A 15,395-nucleotide genomic window follows, 5' to 3' on the forward strand; every position below is an offset into this window, starting at 1 on the left:
CGCCGGCATTTCTACAGCTCATTCTTGAGCTTTTCAATCTGGTCACGTATCCGGGCGGCCTCTTCAAACTCCATATTTTTAGCTGCATTATACATGGAATCTCTCAGATATTCGAGGAACTTCTCCTTGCTCTCGAAGGTGACCTCCTTCATGGCCGGGTTGGCCTTGTAGGTGATGCCCTCGTCGGCCACTTTCACCATCTCCAGGGGTTCCCTTTCGCCCTCCATGTCGGGAGCGCCTTCCTCCAGGTCAAAGTCCTTCTTGGATATAAGCGCGGGGTCCACCAGCGGTTTCAGCTCCTTCTCGATGGTCTTGGGCGTAATGCCGTGCTCCTCGTTGAAATCCTTCTGAATGCGGCGACGGCGCTCCGTCTCATCGAGAACGGTGCGCATGCTGTCAGTGATCTTGTCGGCGTACATGATCGCCTTGCCCTCCACGTTCCGGGCCGCACGCCCGATGATCTGAAAAAGGGAGGTTTCAGAACGCAGGAAGCCCTCCTTGTCGGCGTCGAGTATGGCCACAAGGCTCAACTCAGGGATGTCGATGCCCTCTCGAAGCAGGTTGATACCCACCAGCACGTCGAAGTCCCCGCGGCGGTACTTGTAGAGCACCTCCACCCGCTCCATGGCGTTCAGCTCGCTGTGCATATAGGCGGCGGAGATGCCAATATTCTTCAGGTATTCGCTCAGCTCCTCGCTCAGCCGCTTGGTGAGAGTGATGCAGAGTACCCGGTGACCCATCTCCACACGCTCGCGGATCTCCCCGATAAGGTCGTCTATCTGATTGTCGATGGGACGCACCTCTACTTCGGGTTCCATGAGTCCCGTGGGACGCACAATCTGCTCGACCACTACGCCGTCGCTCTTCTCCAACTCATAGTCGCTGGGAGTGGCGCTCACAAAAATGGCCTGGTTAACCATGCTTTCCCACTCCTCGAAGGTGAGGGGACGGTTGTCCAGGGCCGAAGGCAGACGAAATCCATGTTCCACAAGCTCCATCTTGCGGGAGCGGTCGCCCCCGTACATGGCCGATATCTGCGGGACGGTCTGATGGCTCTCGTCTACCACAAGCAGGAAATCGTCCGGAAAATAGTCGAAGAGGCAGTAGGGACGTTCACCCGGTTTACGGTTGCTCAGGTAGCGCGAGTAGTTTTCGATGCCCGAGCAGTAGCCGATCTCCTGGATCATCTCCAGGTCAAACAGGGTGCGCTGCTCCAGGCGCTTGGCCTCCATAAGCCTGCCCTCGTCGGTCAGGGTTCCCACACGCTCGTTCAGTTCCTCGCGTATCTGATTCACCGCCTCCTCCAGCCGGCTCTGGGTGGTCACATAGTGGGAGGCAGGATAAATACGGAACTCCTCCACCGTCTCGCTCACGTTGCCGCTGTCGGGGTCAAAGAGTTCCATCTTTTCGATCTCATCGCCCCAGAAGGAGATGCGGAGCCCCTCCTCGGCGTAGGCCGGGTAGAGGTCCACCACATCTCCGCGCACCCGGAAGGTGCCACGGCTGAACTCCCGGTCGTTGCGCGTATAGTGCAGATCAACCAGGTCGTAGAGCAGGGTATTGCGCGCGATCGTATTCCCGATCTCCAGGGTGATGATCAGTTTCTCGTACTCCGAGGGAGAGCCGATGCCGTAGATGCAGCTCACCGAGGAGACGATGATGACGTCGCGGCGTCCGCTGAGCAGGGAGCTGGTGGCCCGAAGACGCAGCCGCTGGATTTCATCGTTGATGGAGAGGTCCTTCTCAATGTACTTATCCTGGGAGGAGAGGTAGGCCTCGGGCTGGTAGTAATCGTAGTAGGAGATAAAAAACTCCACCCGGTTCTCAGGAAAAAAATCGCTGAACTCACGGTATAGCTGGGCCGCCAGGGTCTTGTTGTGGCTCATCACCAGCGTGGGGCGCTGCACCTCGTCGATCACGCCTGAAACGGTGCGGGTCTTGCCCGATCCTGTGATACCCAGCAGGGTCTGGTAGCGGTCGCCCGCCTCCACTCCTTCCACAAGTTCCCTGATGGCCTGGGGCTGATCCCCCGCCGGTGGCCAGGGCGACTGCAGATTAAATTCCGACATGCGTAGAGCGTCTGCGTTTCAAAGTCCTCGTTCCTGTGACGCGGTTCTCCCGGAATCGGGGTCGCGGTCAATCTACAAAAATCACCAATTTTAAAGGCAATTGACAATCATTTTTTAAATCCTTTCCCTGGTGAGCCTCCCTTCAATTCGCCTGAAAATGGCTTATATTTGGAGCGCTCCGGCCTGCTGACGCTCCGGCGACCCCAACTCGCCCGGTTCGCGCACGTCGACACACTCTGCACGGCACACCGTATACGCAATCTCCTTCCATGACCCCCAAAGAAGAGTCACTCAACCCGCAGCGGAAACGCATCGACGATATCGACGGGCAGATCCTCGACCTGCTTTCCGAACGCAACGGAATCATTCGCGAAGTCATTGAGAAAAAAATCGACAACCGCCTGCCCATCTACGCCCCCCGACGGGAGCAGCAGAAGAGCGACTCTTTCCGTGCGGAGGCCGAAAAAAGGGGACTGGATCCCGACTGGGCGGAGGATTTCCTGCGGATGATCATGTCCTCTTCCCGCGCCAGTCAGTCCAGCACCCGCTTCCCGCGCGCCACCGAAGAGCCCCGCGAAATATTAATCGTGGGTGCCAAAGGAGGTATGGGCAGCCTCTACGCGCGCATCGCCGAACAGACCGGTCACAGGGTGCATCGCATCGACAAGCACAACTGGCATGAACTGGAGGAGATGGTTCCCAACCTTGACATGGCCATCGTGTCGGTGCCTATCAACGTCACCGGGGAGGTGATACGGCGGCTGGCCCCGAAGCTCGGGGGAGAAACCCTGCTGGCAGATTTCACCAGCAACAAGACGGAACCCATTCAGGCTATGTTGGAAGCCCATGAGGGTCCCGTGGCGGGCCTGCACCCCATGCACGGGCCGGGCGTACAGAACCTGTCCAAGCAGCTCATGGTGGTCTGCGCGGCGCGGCGGCCCGAAGCCGCCGGATGGTTCACCGAGCAGTGCCGGCTCTGGGGCATGCGTGTCGTGGAGGCCGACCCCGAAAAGCACGACCACGTCATGCACCTGGTGCAGGGCCTGCGTCACTTCGTCGCCCTGCTGCACGGCTCCTTTATGAAAACCTACGACCTCGATCCGAGAGATATGCTCGATTACAGCTCGCCCATTTACCGGGCCGAGCTGATGATGACCGGCCGTATCTTCGCCCAGAGCGCCGAACTATACGCCGACATCGTCTTCGCCGACGAGGAGCGCCGGGAACTGCTGCTACGTTTTTTCGAACACCATCAGAAGCTGGCTGAACTGGTGAAGGCCGACGACAAGGAGGGATTCATCCGCGAGTTCGAGGCTGTGACCGACTTCTTCGGAAGCTTCGCCACCCAGGCCTTGCAGGAGAGCGGCTACCTGATCAACCGGCTGGCCGACCGTTTCGCCTGACGGCCGCGTCGAAGTCCGGCCGGACCGGCATCCTCTCAGCGCTCCAGCTGCTCCCGCAGAAATTCCATAAAACGGGAGGTATGGTAGTTGGCCATGCCCTCGGAACGGCTCAGGATGGTCCCGTCGCGGCCAATCACATAGGTAGTGGGGATGATGCCGCTGCTCAGTTCCGCCGTTCGGCCGCCCCCCAGGTGCCAGGCCGGAAAGGTGAAATCCTTGCGCTCCAGGAAGGCCCGGGCGCGATCGGCCGACTCATCCACCGAAACCATCACGAAGACCAGGTCGCTGCTATCGCCCATCTCCTCGTAGAGACCCTGAATGTTGGGCATTTCGGCAATGCATGGGGCGCACCAGGTTGCCCAGAAATTCAGGAAGATCACTTTACCCCGGAAAGCCCCGAGGCTCGCGGAAGGGTCCGGCGTGGCGGAGGCCGCCGCTTCGTTGAGCGCATGAATGCGCATGCCATAGCCCGCAGTCACATGTCCCCGCTCCATCCGTTCGGTCTCCGGCTGAAGGATGCCGGTCCACAACACCGCCTGCTGCAGGCGGCCCAGCACCTCGGTGTGAAGGCCGGTCAGGTAGAGGAGCGCGGCGATGCCCAGGATCACGCCCCACTCCAGGAGTACGCGCCTGAACCACGATTTTTGAGATGCGGAGTCGCCTCCGCCTGAGACTTTCGAAGATTTCATAATCGTAGTGCTGGATAGAGCCGTTGTCGCCAGGAGCCGGAATTAGCCGGTCAGGAAGGTGGAGATTTCGTCCAGGGATTTCTTGTCGATATCCGGCACGCGCACGTCCTCCTCCGGGTAGCCTACCACAAGCAGAAGAAAGGGGCGTTCGTTATCCGGCCTTCCCAGGATTTCGTTCAGAAATCCCATGGGACTGGGCGTATGGGTGAGGGAGGCCAGGCCGGCGTGGTGAACCGCCGTGATGAGCATTCCTGTAGCGATGCCCACCGATTCCTTCACGTAGTAGTTGCGTACCTTCTCTCCGTCGCCCGCATAGCCGTAGCTCTCCGAAAAGATGGCGACAAGCCAGGGGGCCTTCTCAAGGAAAACTTTATCGGCGTCGGTACCCAGGGGCTCGAGAGCTTTAAGCCACTCGTCAGTGGCCCGGTTCTCGTAGAACTCGCGCTCTTCCTCTTCGGCTGCCTCGCGGATGCGGCTCTTGATCACGGGATCGCTAACCGCGACGAAGTGCCATGGCTGCATGTTTGCCCCGTTGGGTGCGGTCCCGGCCGCCAGCAGGCAGTCCTCGATAATCTCCCGCGGTACCGGCCGTTCCGAGAAATCACGCACCGTGCGCCGCCGGGCCAGATCCTCGTAATAGCTGCGCGCCCGCTCACGCATCTCCGCCACAGGATACTCGCGGTAGTCTTCGTGCGGTACAAAGGGATAGCTCTCCATGGACGGACGTTGTGGAGTTTCGGTTTGCTGGACATGTTAACAAAAGATGGGGGAACGTTCACATGCCATTAGGCACCTGGTTCCGCATCTCTGGTGCAATCTGTTTATCTTGGCTGTTCCGTTTCCTACACTGCCTCCCCGTGACCCGAATCTCTATTGCCACACTGCTGCTTGTTCTGCTGGCCTGTACAGCTCGGGAAGCCTCTGCACAGCAGAGCGGGGACCAGTCCGGCACTCCCATCTTCGGGAGCTTGAGGCTGGAGGCGGATCTGGGACGCTCAATAGGACAAAATATTTACACCCGCAACTGGCTACCGCAAACCGTCGGGGGACTTACCCTCGCCACTCCCTTCCACCTGGGCGAGCTGGAGGTGGGCCTGCGCTACAGCCGCTTTCTCCACGACGAGATGCTCAACGGTTTCTCTGATTTCCACGCCGTCTACGCCTGGCTGGGATGGAACCTGCCGCTTGAGCTCGGCGAAAAGACCACAGTGCTGACGGGCCTATCCCTGGGCAACACTTATTTCTCCTACGACCAGGCGCGCATCTATACAGCGCCCGGCGCGGATTGGTCCTATGCATTCGACCGGAGCGAGAGCGAAATAAGCTACGAGCTCAGCCTTGAGCTGCACTACGGGCTGGGAGAGGGATGGGGACTTTTCGGCGGAGTCGCCTACAACCGCACCCTCACCTACCATCCCCTGGAACTCACCCTGCTGAGGGCCGGCATCTCGCGTACCTTCGACAGTCCCTCCTGGCTCCAATCCTTTCTGCGATGACCGTCAAGCCTCTTATCCCTACCGGCCGCAGCAAGGGTGCCACCCGCAAACGCGCATGCCGTATCCTGCTCCTGGCCCTGGCCGCACATTTGGCGCTGGCGTCCTCCTCCCTCGCCCAGGAGCGGGACGGGGCCGTGGACGGCGACAGCCTGCAGGTTCAGACGGAAGACCGTCCGGCGGGTGAGCCGACGGTGATCCCGTTGGAAGACCGCGCCGGCCTGATCCGCCCCTTGGACCTGCTGCGGCTGGATGCCCGATTCAATCTCGCCTCGCCCGACCTGTTCAGCGGGTGGACCGGCTCGGGAATCTACGGCTTTTACGGTCCCCCGCCCGTCTTTATGATCGACGGCATGGAGGTGCGGACGGACCTCTTCGGCTGGCAGAACCTGAACATGCTCCCTCTCTCCCTGGAGGCCGTGCAGGGCATGGAAAGCGCCACACTGCCAGGCGTAGCCCATGGTGTCCGCACCCGGGCGGGCTACCTGAATCTGCTCACCTCACATCCCGGCGAGGGATGGCGGGCGGGAGGCGACCTTTACCTGGGCAACGAAAGCGGGGATCCCGGACCATGGGTCTACGACTCCGCCCGGGTGACGCCGAACGTGGACCGGTGGGGACCTGACGGTTCCCTCCACCTCGCCTGGTCGGGCTCCGGCTGGAGGGTCCTGGCCATGGGCAGCATACGGGAACAGCAGCCCACCGACCTCATGTCACACGCCCGCCTCAACAACCAGCGCTACCTACCGGAAACGCAGACCTATCATCCTATCAAGATCACGTCAGGCGGCGGCCTCCTCCAGGCAGGTTACGAGGGGGAGGGATGGTCTCTCGACCTGCAGGGAATGGCCTCAGGCAGCGCCGATTTTCCTTTTGTGCAGGCTTTCGGACGGGAGGTGCCCGCGCAGCTGGACTACCGCCAGCTGTCGGCTCGGATAGAACTGAGTTCGGAGGAGTGGCAGTACCGGGGGAGGTGGACCTGGGAGCGGATGCGAACCGGCTACCGCGTCAACATCAAGGCATTCGACCTGGACTGGTCCACCGGGACCCACCGGCTCTCCCTCTCAGCGGAACACCGCCGCGACGGGCGGATGCTGCGGCCCGGACTCCTGATTGAGCGTACGTACAACGCCTCTTCCAGTATTGATCCCGGCCGCGGAACGGTCGTTCTCGCCACGCCCTACCTGGACGGCGAAATCCCCCTCGCGCCAAGCAGCCGGGACGGGGCCTTATTCGCTTTCCAAGCCGGCCTGGACCTGGAGGCCGGGGACGCGGCGCCCTTCCTTTCGGCGGCTCTTCGCGGGATCGATCCGGACGCCGAGCTGCGCCTGTTTTTCGAGGAACTTCTGCCACGCCACGCCCATGCTTTTGGCTGGTGGAGCGGCAGGGGCTATTCCTTCCCCGCCGACGAACCCATCGAACGATGGGGTGATCTGCAGCCCGGCAACGGACGCACAGCAGGCGCTGTCTTCCGGCACAGGTGGTCGCTCACTCCCGTACTCAGGCTGAGCCTCGAACACCGTTTCCTGCGGCATTTCCACCTGGGCATTCCCCGGCAGTCGGTTCTTCCTGATCCCAGCTACTCCGTTCGGCCCGGCCTCTTCAGCTACCTCGAAGGCCGCGGCAGCCGCCTGCTGAACATCGCCACCCTGCGGCATGGTACGGGACCTTGGAAACAGGAACTCTCGCTGGTGCTGCAGCACACCCTGGAGGGAACCCCCAACTACCGGAGCTACTGGCGTCAGGTACCCTCCTTCCGAATGCGCTACGCCCTGAGCTGGCAGGCCGCGACCAACACACGCCTTGCGCTGGAAACCCTGGTAAGGGGCGCCACCCGATGGGAAGAGTACCGCGCCCTGGAGGGACGCACCTACCGGTCACTCGTACCCTTTTTCCCCCAGCAGACCGGAACCTATCACACGCGCACCCCCTCCTGGATAGACCTGGGACTGTCGGCCCGCCAGTGGCTCTGGGAGCGGCGTCTCTCGCTGCAGCTCTCCATGCGCAACCTGCTCAATAACGATATCCGCATGCATCCCATCGGGGCGCAACGCTCTCCCATCCTGCATCTCCGGGCGGCTTTTAACCTGCGTTGAGCCGGACACCCCTACGCATCTCACCTGCCGGACTGCGACAAGCTCGGGGGTATCCCTAATAAAAAAACCCCGTTCCACATCCCGACGAGCGTCGGGACGGAAACGGGGCTTGGCGGGAAGATCGAATCGTCAGTTTCAGGAACCGCCGGCGTAGCTGAACGTCAGCCGCACGTAGCGGTTCTGCCCGTAGACCGTCTCCTGATCTCCGGAAGTGAGTTCGGGTGAACTTTCGCCCAGCGCCGTGGCGGTGATGCGGTTTCCACTCACGCCCTCATCGATCAGGAACTGGCGGACTGCATCGGCCCGGCGTTGCGAGAGAGCCATGTTGTAATCCTCCGAACCGCGTGAATCGGCGTGTCCCTCGACCGAAACCCGCAGATCTTCGTACTGCGTCATGACTTCTGCGAGCAGCTCGAGATCGTCCTCCGCGTTCGCGAGAATCTCGGAGCTGTCGTAGCCGAATTCGATGTTATTCAGGATGTTCAGCAGCATGTCACGAAGGTCCTGGCTGACCTGGGCTGTCATACCGCGGTCTTGCGAGAGCTCCTCGATGGCCTGAAGCGTCTGCTCGTTGAGCTCGCGGTTCTCCTGAGACACCTCATAGGAATTTTGGGCGGCCGACTGTGCGCCTTCCGCGGCCTGGCGTGTAGCCTGCATCTCCTCCATCATGTGCCGGTGCATCTGCATGCGCTGGCTGGTCTGATCGCCGCCTCCGAAGCGCAGGCGAATCCCGATGGTATTGGTGAGGAAGTCGTCGTGATCCTTGCCATCGATGTTGGTATGGGACAGATTGGCGTTGGTAAACTCACCGGCATCCTGCGGATAGGTATCTAAGTTATCCGAAAAGGTGCGGTTGTAGGTAATCTGATAGTTCAGGCTCACTTTATCGCTGAGCTCGTAGCTTACGCCCGCCCCGAAGGGAATGGCAAAGGCGCCACTGTTGGTCCCGTTTTCGTGCTTCAACACGTTCACGCCGATGCCGGCGGTCAGGTAGGGCTTCACGCCCAGGTCTTCCCGGAGGATGGACCCGTTGTTGAACTTGAAGCGGGTCATCAGGTTCAGCTGAAAATTGCTGGTCTTGAAGCGCGTGCCACGTATGGCCGGATCGTTGGAGTTGGCCGGATTCACGTAATCCAGCTCCATTTTAGCGGCGCTGAACCCTAGATCCCAGGAGGGGCTCAGGTACTTTGAGAGGCCGATGCTCCAGAGGAAATCGGACTCGGAGGTGCCAAGCAACTCGTTGCCCAGATCTCCGTCATAAGCATGCGAGCCAATCTCCAGGTCCAGACTCCAAGGCTGATCCTGGGTCTGGGCCTCGACGGTGCCTGCGCCAAGTACAAGTATGGTCAGAAATAGTAGAGGTAGAAAACGTTTCATTGTCGTTGATCTTTTATTTTTACGGTGGTGATAGCCTGTTTAAAAAGGCTTATTTCCGGATGTTCGCGTACATTTATAGCTGCGTTGACGTGAAAAGTTTCCGGTTGGTGGAAGTTAATTTGTACATCCCAGCCTAATCATAAACACGCGTTTCCATTTTTTCGTTGGTTTACAAAGATAATAATTTTTTAATTCTACCCTGCTGGCTGTTTCAGACCTATGTAGATGGCAGGTACCCCACCGACGGCTCATGCACCTTCCAGGAACGCAAGCCAGCGACGCTCCATATGCAGCCGCCCGAGCTCCGCAGCCCGCAGGCCGGGAATAGCCTCCAGTTGGTCCAGCCATGCAGCCGCCCGAGCCGATTCGCCGCGGTAGGCCAGTATGTGCACCCATTTCAGCCAGGTATCGAGATGGCGCTGATCGGGTCGGGTGCTGCGTAGAAGATTCTCCACGCGGTCAGCAGCATCCATGTTATCCTGCTCCAGGGCGCGGTCGAGGGCCCGCGCCAGCGTGCGCGTCAAAAGCGTATCCCCCGCTGATTCAGTCCACATCCCGGATCCCTCCCCCTCCATGGGATAGATGCCCCGGTAGACCAGGTTGTTCCAGGCCTCCCACTGACGCCAATCGGAGCGGGTGGCCAGGGCAGGTCCCAGCGCTGAGGCCGCGTTTGTTCGGCCCGGGACTTCGGCAGCCAGGCTCCGGGCATGCAACAGGTGGCGCCGTGCGCCAAGGGTATCCCCTTCTATCAGGAAGGCGTCGGCGTAAATCAGCTGCAATTCGGCCAGGGAGTCGGTAAGCGAAGCCACCGCGCGAACTTCCTCGCCCCGGCCCGCCTGCAGGCTGCGGTAGCTCCACTCGGCCAGGATGGGAAGGGCGCTGTCGCTGAGGGCCACCAGCCGGTCAAGGGACGCCAGCGCCCGCAGGGTATCGCCTTCGGCCTCAAACAATCCGTAGCGGTCCCATGCCATGGCAAGCGGGGTGCGCACGCGCGGGCATCGCACTTCCAGAAGGGAGGGAATGCCGAAGATCTGCTCGGCCCTGCGGCTATCGGTGCTGTCGACCTGCACCTGCCCGAGATGACGGTGCCAGCCGGCCACCAGGCTGTCCAGAGGCTGGGTATAGGAGCCGGGCAGGTCGCCGCTACGGTAGGCGCGCTTGAAATTCTCCACGGGATGCTCACGCAGCAGGTAGGCCACAAAGGATCCCCCGGTGGTATAGTTGAGGGCGGCCCGTCCCCTGTAAAACCCCCAGAAGGAGAAGGATTCCCGCACCCGCTGCACCTCCGGCCAGGGAGGATCGGCCGCCACCAGCTGGTCAGCCGTCGACCGCTGCCCTGGTTCCGGGGCCAGGGCCACCGCGAGTCCCTCCACCAGTCCGATGCTCCAGCTGGCATTGAGCAACCGGTTGCCGAAGCGCTTGGCCACCACATGCACCAGCTCGTGTCGCAGGCTGCCCAACTGCCGGCGCGCCACGTGAAGCTGGTCGGATGCCAGCCATACCGGCACGTAGCTGGTAAATTTGGCGCCTGTAAGCTCCTTCTTCTGCCAGGCATGGGCGTATAGATAGACACTCACCCGGAAGTCTCCGCGGTCCAGGTTCAGCGTGTCAGTTAATTCGGAAAGGTGGAATTCCAGCTCCCGGCCCAGGAGCCCGGCCTCGAGAGAGCTGTAATCCTGCCGGTCGTACCAAAGATCGAAGTGGGCCGTGGCGTGATGGCCTCCCAGCTGGCGGCGCAGGTGTGATTCGGGGGATATAATTCCCAATTCGGCCAGGCTAGCGTAGCCCAGGACCAGCAGCAGCGCGGCACCCGCCGTGAGCGCTTTGGCAAAACGTCCCCGCGAGAAGTCCGGCACCTGCCAAAACAGCAGCGTCCAGGCGCCGGTCAGCATGCGGAAATAGAGGAGGCTGCCATCCAGCTCGGCCACCTCGTCATAGAGGGGACCGGGCCAGCCTCCCCATACATGGTTGTAGAAATAGACCTGTGGAAGGGTAAAAAACTCCGCCAGAAAGGATCCCGCAGCCACGGCGGCCAGTACGGCCAGGGACGCCAGTCGGGCGGGGCCGGGTGCCAGGCCAAAGCGCCGGAAAAGCCGTCCGACGGCCCAGCCGAAATAGACGGAGGGAAGGGGATAGAGCAGCCAGAATCCGAGGCCGTGCACGCTGAAGCATCCGGCCAGCAGATCCCATACCAGCAGTGGAAGTCCGGCCGCGTAGACCCATGCCAGCAGGCGGGTGGCGCGCCGTATGTCACCGGCCGAAGTGGCATCCGCATCCGGCGGCGAGGCGGCCCGCCAGGCGGCCCAGAAACATCCGGCCAGGGCGGCCAGCAGGGCTGACTCCAGGTGAAAGTGAACCAGCAGCGAGAGAAAGTCGGTCATTCCGCCTCCCCTACTCCTGCAGCAGGTCGCGCAGGCGCGGCTCCAGTTCCTTGCGGGTCAGCGCCCCGGTGGCGAAATAGCGGATTTCCCCCTTCTTGCCCAGGATGTAGGTGGTGGGCACAGCCATGGTGGGCCCGTATTTGTCCATCACCACATCCTGCCTGTCAATATAGATGGGGTAAGTGACCCCGTACTTTTCCATGAAAGGACGGACCACAGACTCCCCGCGGTCGTCAAGGGATACCCCCAGGACCACCAGTCCTTCGTCGCGGTACGTCTCGTAGAGATCAACCAGGTCGGGGGTTTCCGTATGGCAGGGAGCGCACCAGGTGGCCCAAATATTGAGAACCACCACCTTGCCCCGCTGTTCGGAAAGCTGAAAGCTATCGCCATTTAACAACGTCACCGTAAAATCCTGAGCCTCGGCGCGGCGGCTGGCCGGATAGATGGCTACGGAGTTTGGATCCAGGCGCTCGAGGGGCTCGGTAGCGGTTTTACGTCCCCCTTCCGATCCGGAACCACAGCCCGTGAACAGGAAGACCAGCACCAGGGCCGTGCAGGCCGTTATGAAAAGCGCGTCACGCATGTTGTACTCAGCGGTGTCGACCGAACACTTCGATATTGCCCTGTTTGTCAACCAGGTAGGATTCGTAGGGGACGTCCTCGGCGGTATTCATGCCCGGGGAGCTGGCCGGCATGCCAGGAACGGCCACACCTATAGCGTCAGGGCGCTCCTCCAGCAGACGGCGTACGTCCTCCACGGGGACGTGACCCTCCACGACGTAGCCGTCGATTACGGCGGTATGGCAGGCGCCCATGGTGTGGGGCACGCCGTAGCGCGTCTTCACCTCATTCAGGTTGCCGGCGTTGACTGTGGACACGCTGAAACCGTTGCTCTGCATGTAGGTCGCCCACTTGTCGCAGCACTGGCAGCCCTCGTTCTTGTACATGACAATGTCGGCCTCGCTGTCCTGCGGGGTGACGGTTTGCTGCGAGGTACTGATGATGTACCAGATGGCGACGCCGCCGGCCAGGATGACCAGCGCGGCATAGGTAAAAAATCGGGATGGTTTCATAGTAAAAAAATCGTTGGGAATGAACCTCAATATAGACAAATCCCGGATCGGATTGAAGTTCGCCGGCTGCGAATTTACTTCTTGAAGAGGGTAGTCAGCACGAACCAGATATTCTCCTTACGCTCCATCAGGCGGCGCTTGAAATAGGGGAACCACATGGTGCCGTAAGGCACATAGATGCGGGTGTTGTAGCCGCGGGAGGCAAGATCTTCCATCGTTTCCTGTCGAAGTCCGTAGAGCATCTGGAATTCAAAGCGGGAGGGGGCGATGTCGTGTTCACGGGCATGGTCAAGGACCCAGTCTATCAACTCGTCGTCGTGCGTGGCGATGCGGGGACAGGGGGTGTTACGCAGCAGGGTTGCCGCATAGCTTTTGAAGGCGGCGCGGATACCGGGCATATCCTGGATGGCCCGTTCGGGCGGCTCTTTGTAGGCCCCCTTGCAAAGCCGTACGTCCGCCCCCAGCTCGGCCAGCTCGCGGATATCCTTTTCGGTGCGGTGCAGGTAGGCCTGAATGACAATGCCTACATGGCTGCCGAACTCGGCGAAGGCCTCCTTGAACAGATCCATGGTCGCCTGCGTGTAATCGGAACCCTCCATGTCGATGCGCACGAACTGGTCATGACTCCGCGCCGCCTCCAGCAGCCGGAATAGATTGTCACGGCAGTAGGATCGGTCGATATCCAGTCCCATCATGGTGAGCTTGATGGAAATAGTGCTGTCCAGGCCGGCCTCTCCGATTTTATCCAGCAGCCCGATGTACTGCTCCACGGTATCGTCCGCCGTCGTCCGGTCCTTTACGTTCTCGCCCAGCAGGTCCATCGTAAGGTGAATGCCCCTGGCGTTCAGCGGGGCGACCTTGGGTACAGACTGCTCAAAGGTCTCGCCGGCTACAAAACGCTTTGCGAGAAAAAAGGGAAGCTTCATGGACAGGGAATCTTTCCGGGTTGGTTTTCAAGGAAGTTGAAGATAAGGAATTGTAACAATTTTACGAGGGTGCGCGTACGAACATGCTGTCAGACAGGTAACGAAACGGACCATACCATGACCCAGAAAACAAGATACTTGACCAAGGTAGCGCTCGCATTTTCACTCTCCCTGCTCATCATGTTCCTGCTGGTGCTTCCCGGCAAAGCTACGGCCCAGGACTGGGACCGTGACGAGGCCTACCGCGTGGAGAACTTCTCCCTCTCAGGGGGAGGCAGCCTCGATGTGCGAACCAGCGGGGGACACATCACGGTGGAGGGATCAGACGGCGATGAAATCCGCGTCGAGATGTACGTGACGCAGCGCGGGAAACACCTGCTTCCCGAAGACACCGATCTGGAGGATTTTGACATTACCATCGAACAGTCCGGAAGCCGCATTACCGCTACTGCCGAAGGCAGCCGCAACGACTGGCGTTTCTGGAGAAACAACAACCTCTCCATCTCCTTCGTGGTCTATACACCGCGCGACATGCAGAGCACTCTCCGCACCAGCGGCGGGCATATTACGGTCAGCGGCCTGAACGGACGCCAGGAAGTGCGTACCAGCGGCGGCCACCTTGAGCTCAACGACCTGATGGGCGAGGTGGAGGCCCGAACTAGCGGGGGACACATTGAAATCGCGCGATTTGAAGGCACCATGTCGGCCCGAACCAGCGGGGGACATATCAGTGCCGAAAACGCCAACGGCGTCATCGACCTCCACACCTCCGGGGGACACATCGAACTGGCCGACGTAGGCGGCACGGTAGAGGCCCGAACCAGCGGGGGCAGCATCGAGGCCGACCTGGACAGCATTAACGAATCGGTGGACCTGCGCACCAGCGGGGGTCATATCACCATCACCGTACCCGGCGACCGCGGCTACAACCTGGCCCTGCGCGGCAGCCGTGTGCGCAGCCAACTCACCAACTTTTCCGGCGAGGTGGAACGAGACGAGATTGACGGTTCCATCAACGGCGGCGGACCGCAGATCACCGCCCGCACCAGCGGCGGCACCGTACGGCTGAACTTCCGCCGCTGACCTGAAAAAGGAGCGGGGGCGGACCCGGCCCCGTTCCCGCATAACCTGTCTCTCAGTGCCCGAAAGCGCTCGTCTCTCCCGGCCAAATCCGGGAGGGGCGGGCGTTTTTAAATTAGGGGTTCCCCCTACGTACACCCGCTGAATTTTTTGTAGCTTTAGCCTGTTTGTATTCTGTCACAACCAATGACACCACCCTAACAGACGATCAATAAAATATGAGGACTATGAAGATTTTTAAGGTATTGCCCGTAATCGCACTGATGCTCTTTGCCGGCTGCGGAGGCGGCTCCCAGGAACAGGCAGGAGAACAGGAGACCCAGATGGAAACGGCTGATGACGTACGCACCATCGATATCGTCGGCACCAACTCCATGAAGTTCGGCGTCACCGAAGGTTCCGACGGACTAACGGTAGGCGACCAGCTTCCCGCCGAAAACGACCTGGTGCGCCTTCAGACCATCACCGCCGCGCCCGGCGAGACCATTCGCATCAACCTGACCACCCGCAGCACCATGCCCGCCCAGGCCATGGCGCACAACTGGGTGCTTCTGGCTCTCGGCACCGACCTGCAGGCTTTCGCCGATGCATCGGGCACTGCACGTGACAACGACTACATCGCCCAGGACATGATGGACGCGGTAGTTGCCCAGACCGGGCTGGCCGGGGGCGGCGAAACCGTCTCGGTCACCTTCACCGTGCCCGAAGAAACGGGCGAATACGACTATCTCTGTACCTTCCCCGGCCACTTCGCCGCAGGTATGGCCGGCAAGCTGGTGGTAGAAGAGTCGCAGATGTAGGCAAT

13 protein-coding genes are annotated in these 15,395 nt (G+C 60.7%); 5 read left to right on the plus strand and 8 right to left on the minus strand.

The window, feature by feature from the left end; all coding sequences use genetic code 11:
* Positions 1–11: 11 nt before the first annotated feature.
* Positions 12–2,069, minus strand: a complete 2,058-nt coding sequence (gene uvrB, locus U5K31_07855) for an excinuclease ABC subunit UvrB (protein ID MDZ7772635.1) — start codon at positions 2,067–2,069, stop codon at positions 12–14.
* Positions 2,070–2,338: 269 nt separating this feature from the next.
* Between uvrB and tyrA the strand changes: the two genes are divergently transcribed.
* Positions 2,339–3,472: a bifunctional chorismate mutase/prephenate dehydrogenase gene (tyrA, locus tag U5K31_07860; GenBank protein ID MDZ7772636.1), complete on the plus strand. Its 1,134-nt coding sequence runs from the start codon at positions 2,339–2,341 to the stop codon at positions 3,470–3,472.
* Between the two features lie 35 nt (positions 3,473–3,507).
* On the opposite strand, the gene U5K31_07865 is transcribed toward tyrA, so the two are convergent.
* Complete coding sequence (locus U5K31_07865) at positions 3,508–4,161, minus strand: TlpA disulfide reductase family protein (GenBank protein ID MDZ7772637.1); 654 nt, start codon at positions 4,159–4,161, stop codon at positions 3,508–3,510.
* A gap of 42 nt (positions 4,162–4,203) precedes the next feature.
* Entirely contained in the window at positions 4,204–4,878 is a 675-nt protein-coding gene (locus tag U5K31_07870; GenBank protein ID MDZ7772638.1) for a nitroreductase family protein, read from the minus strand.
* 140 nt (positions 4,879–5,018) lie between these two features.
* Here U5K31_07870 and U5K31_07875 point away from each other — a divergent pair, with 140 nt between their 5' ends.
* On the plus strand, positions 5,019–5,657 hold the full coding sequence (locus U5K31_07875) for a hypothetical protein (protein ID MDZ7772639.1): 639 nt from the start codon (positions 5,019–5,021) through the stop codon (positions 5,655–5,657).
* Positions 5,654–7,750: a hypothetical protein gene (locus U5K31_07880; protein ID MDZ7772640.1), complete on the plus strand. Its 2,097-nt coding sequence runs from the start codon at positions 5,654–5,656 to the stop codon at positions 7,748–7,750. Before U5K31_07875 ends, U5K31_07880 begins: the two co-directional genes overlap by 4 nt.
* A gap of 135 nt (positions 7,751–7,885) precedes the next feature.
* Here U5K31_07880 and U5K31_07885 read toward each other — a convergent pair whose 3' ends face one another.
* From U5K31_07885 to U5K31_07905, 5 genes are all read right to left on the minus strand, one after another.
* Positions 7,886–9,127, minus strand: a complete 1,242-nt coding sequence (locus tag U5K31_07885; GenBank protein MDZ7772641.1) for a DUF6089 family protein — start codon at positions 9,125–9,127, stop codon at positions 7,886–7,888.
* Positions 9,128–9,375: 248 nt separating this feature from the next.
* Positions 9,376–11,508: a hypothetical protein gene (locus U5K31_07890; protein MDZ7772642.1), complete on the minus strand. Its 2,133-nt coding sequence runs from the start codon at positions 11,506–11,508 to the stop codon at positions 9,376–9,378.
* 10 nt (positions 11,509–11,518) lie between these two features.
* Entirely contained in the window at positions 11,519–12,094 is a 576-nt protein-coding gene (locus tag U5K31_07895) for a TlpA disulfide reductase family protein (GenBank protein MDZ7772643.1), read from the minus strand.
* Positions 12,095–12,101: 7 nt separating this feature from the next.
* Positions 12,102–12,584 carry a DUF411 domain-containing protein gene (locus U5K31_07900; protein MDZ7772644.1) on the minus strand — a complete coding sequence of 161 codons (483 nt, stop codon included), beginning with the start codon at positions 12,582–12,584 and terminating at the stop codon, positions 12,102–12,104.
* A gap of 74 nt (positions 12,585–12,658) precedes the next feature.
* A complete protein-coding gene (locus U5K31_07905; protein ID MDZ7772645.1) occupies positions 12,659–13,510 on the minus strand; it encodes a proline dehydrogenase family protein in 852 nt (283 codons plus the stop codon).
* 117 nt (positions 13,511–13,627) lie between these two features.
* Here U5K31_07905 and U5K31_07910 point away from each other — a divergent pair, with 117 nt between their 5' ends.
* On the plus strand, positions 13,628–14,593 hold the full coding sequence (locus U5K31_07910; GenBank protein MDZ7772646.1) for a DUF4097 family beta strand repeat-containing protein: 966 nt from the start codon (positions 13,628–13,630) through the stop codon (positions 14,591–14,593).
* 224 nt (positions 14,594–14,817) lie between these two features.
* Positions 14,818–15,390 (plus strand): plastocyanin/azurin family copper-binding protein, encoded by a 573-nt coding sequence (locus tag U5K31_07915; protein ID MDZ7772647.1) that lies wholly within the window; start codon positions 14,818–14,820, stop codon positions 15,388–15,390.
* Positions 15,391–15,395: the final 5 nt, after the last annotated feature.

The organism is Balneolaceae bacterium (assembly GCA_034521445.1).
Lineage (GTDB): Bacteria > Bacteroidota > Rhodothermia > Balneolales > Balneolaceae > JAXHMM01.

Bases quoted from the DNA above. Each gene is read 5' to 3' on its own strand.
- uvrB (MDZ7772635.1), bottom strand. From the start codon at position 2,069: ATGTCGGAATTTAATCTGCAGTCGCCCTGGCCACCGGCGGGGGATCAG.
- tyrA (MDZ7772636.1), top strand. From the start codon at position 2,339: ATGACCCCCAAAGAAGAGTCACTCAACCCGCAGCGGAAACGCATCGAC.
- U5K31_07865 (MDZ7772637.1), bottom strand. From the start codon at position 4,161: ATGAAATCTTCGAAAGTCTCAGGCGGAGGCGACTCCGCATCTCAAAAA.
- U5K31_07870 (MDZ7772638.1), bottom strand. From the start codon at position 4,878: ATGGAGAGCTATCCCTTTGTACCGCACGAAGACTACCGCGAGTATCCT.
- U5K31_07880 (MDZ7772640.1), top strand. From the start codon at position 5,654: ATGACCGTCAAGCCTCTTATCCCTACCGGCCGCAGCAAGGGTGCCACC.
- U5K31_07885 (MDZ7772641.1), bottom strand. From the start codon at position 9,127: ATGAAACGTTTTCTACCTCTACTATTTCTGACCATACTTGTACTTGGC.
- U5K31_07890 (MDZ7772642.1), bottom strand. From the start codon at position 11,508: ATGACCGACTTTCTCTCGCTGCTGGTTCACTTTCACCTGGAGTCAGCC.
- U5K31_07895 (MDZ7772643.1), bottom strand. From the start codon at position 12,094: ATGCGTGACGCGCTTTTCATAACGGCCTGCACGGCCCTGGTGCTGGTC.
- U5K31_07900 (MDZ7772644.1), bottom strand. From the start codon at position 12,584: ATGAAACCATCCCGATTTTTTACCTATGCCGCGCTGGTCATCCTGGCC.
- U5K31_07905 (MDZ7772645.1), bottom strand. From the start codon at position 13,510: ATGAAGCTTCCCTTTTTTCTCGCAAAGCGTTTTGTAGCCGGCGAGACC.
- U5K31_07910 (MDZ7772646.1), top strand. From the start codon at position 13,628: ATGACCCAGAAAACAAGATACTTGACCAAGGTAGCGCTCGCATTTTCA.
- U5K31_07915 (MDZ7772647.1), top strand. From the start codon at position 14,818: ATGAAGATTTTTAAGGTATTGCCCGTAATCGCACTGATGCTCTTTGCC.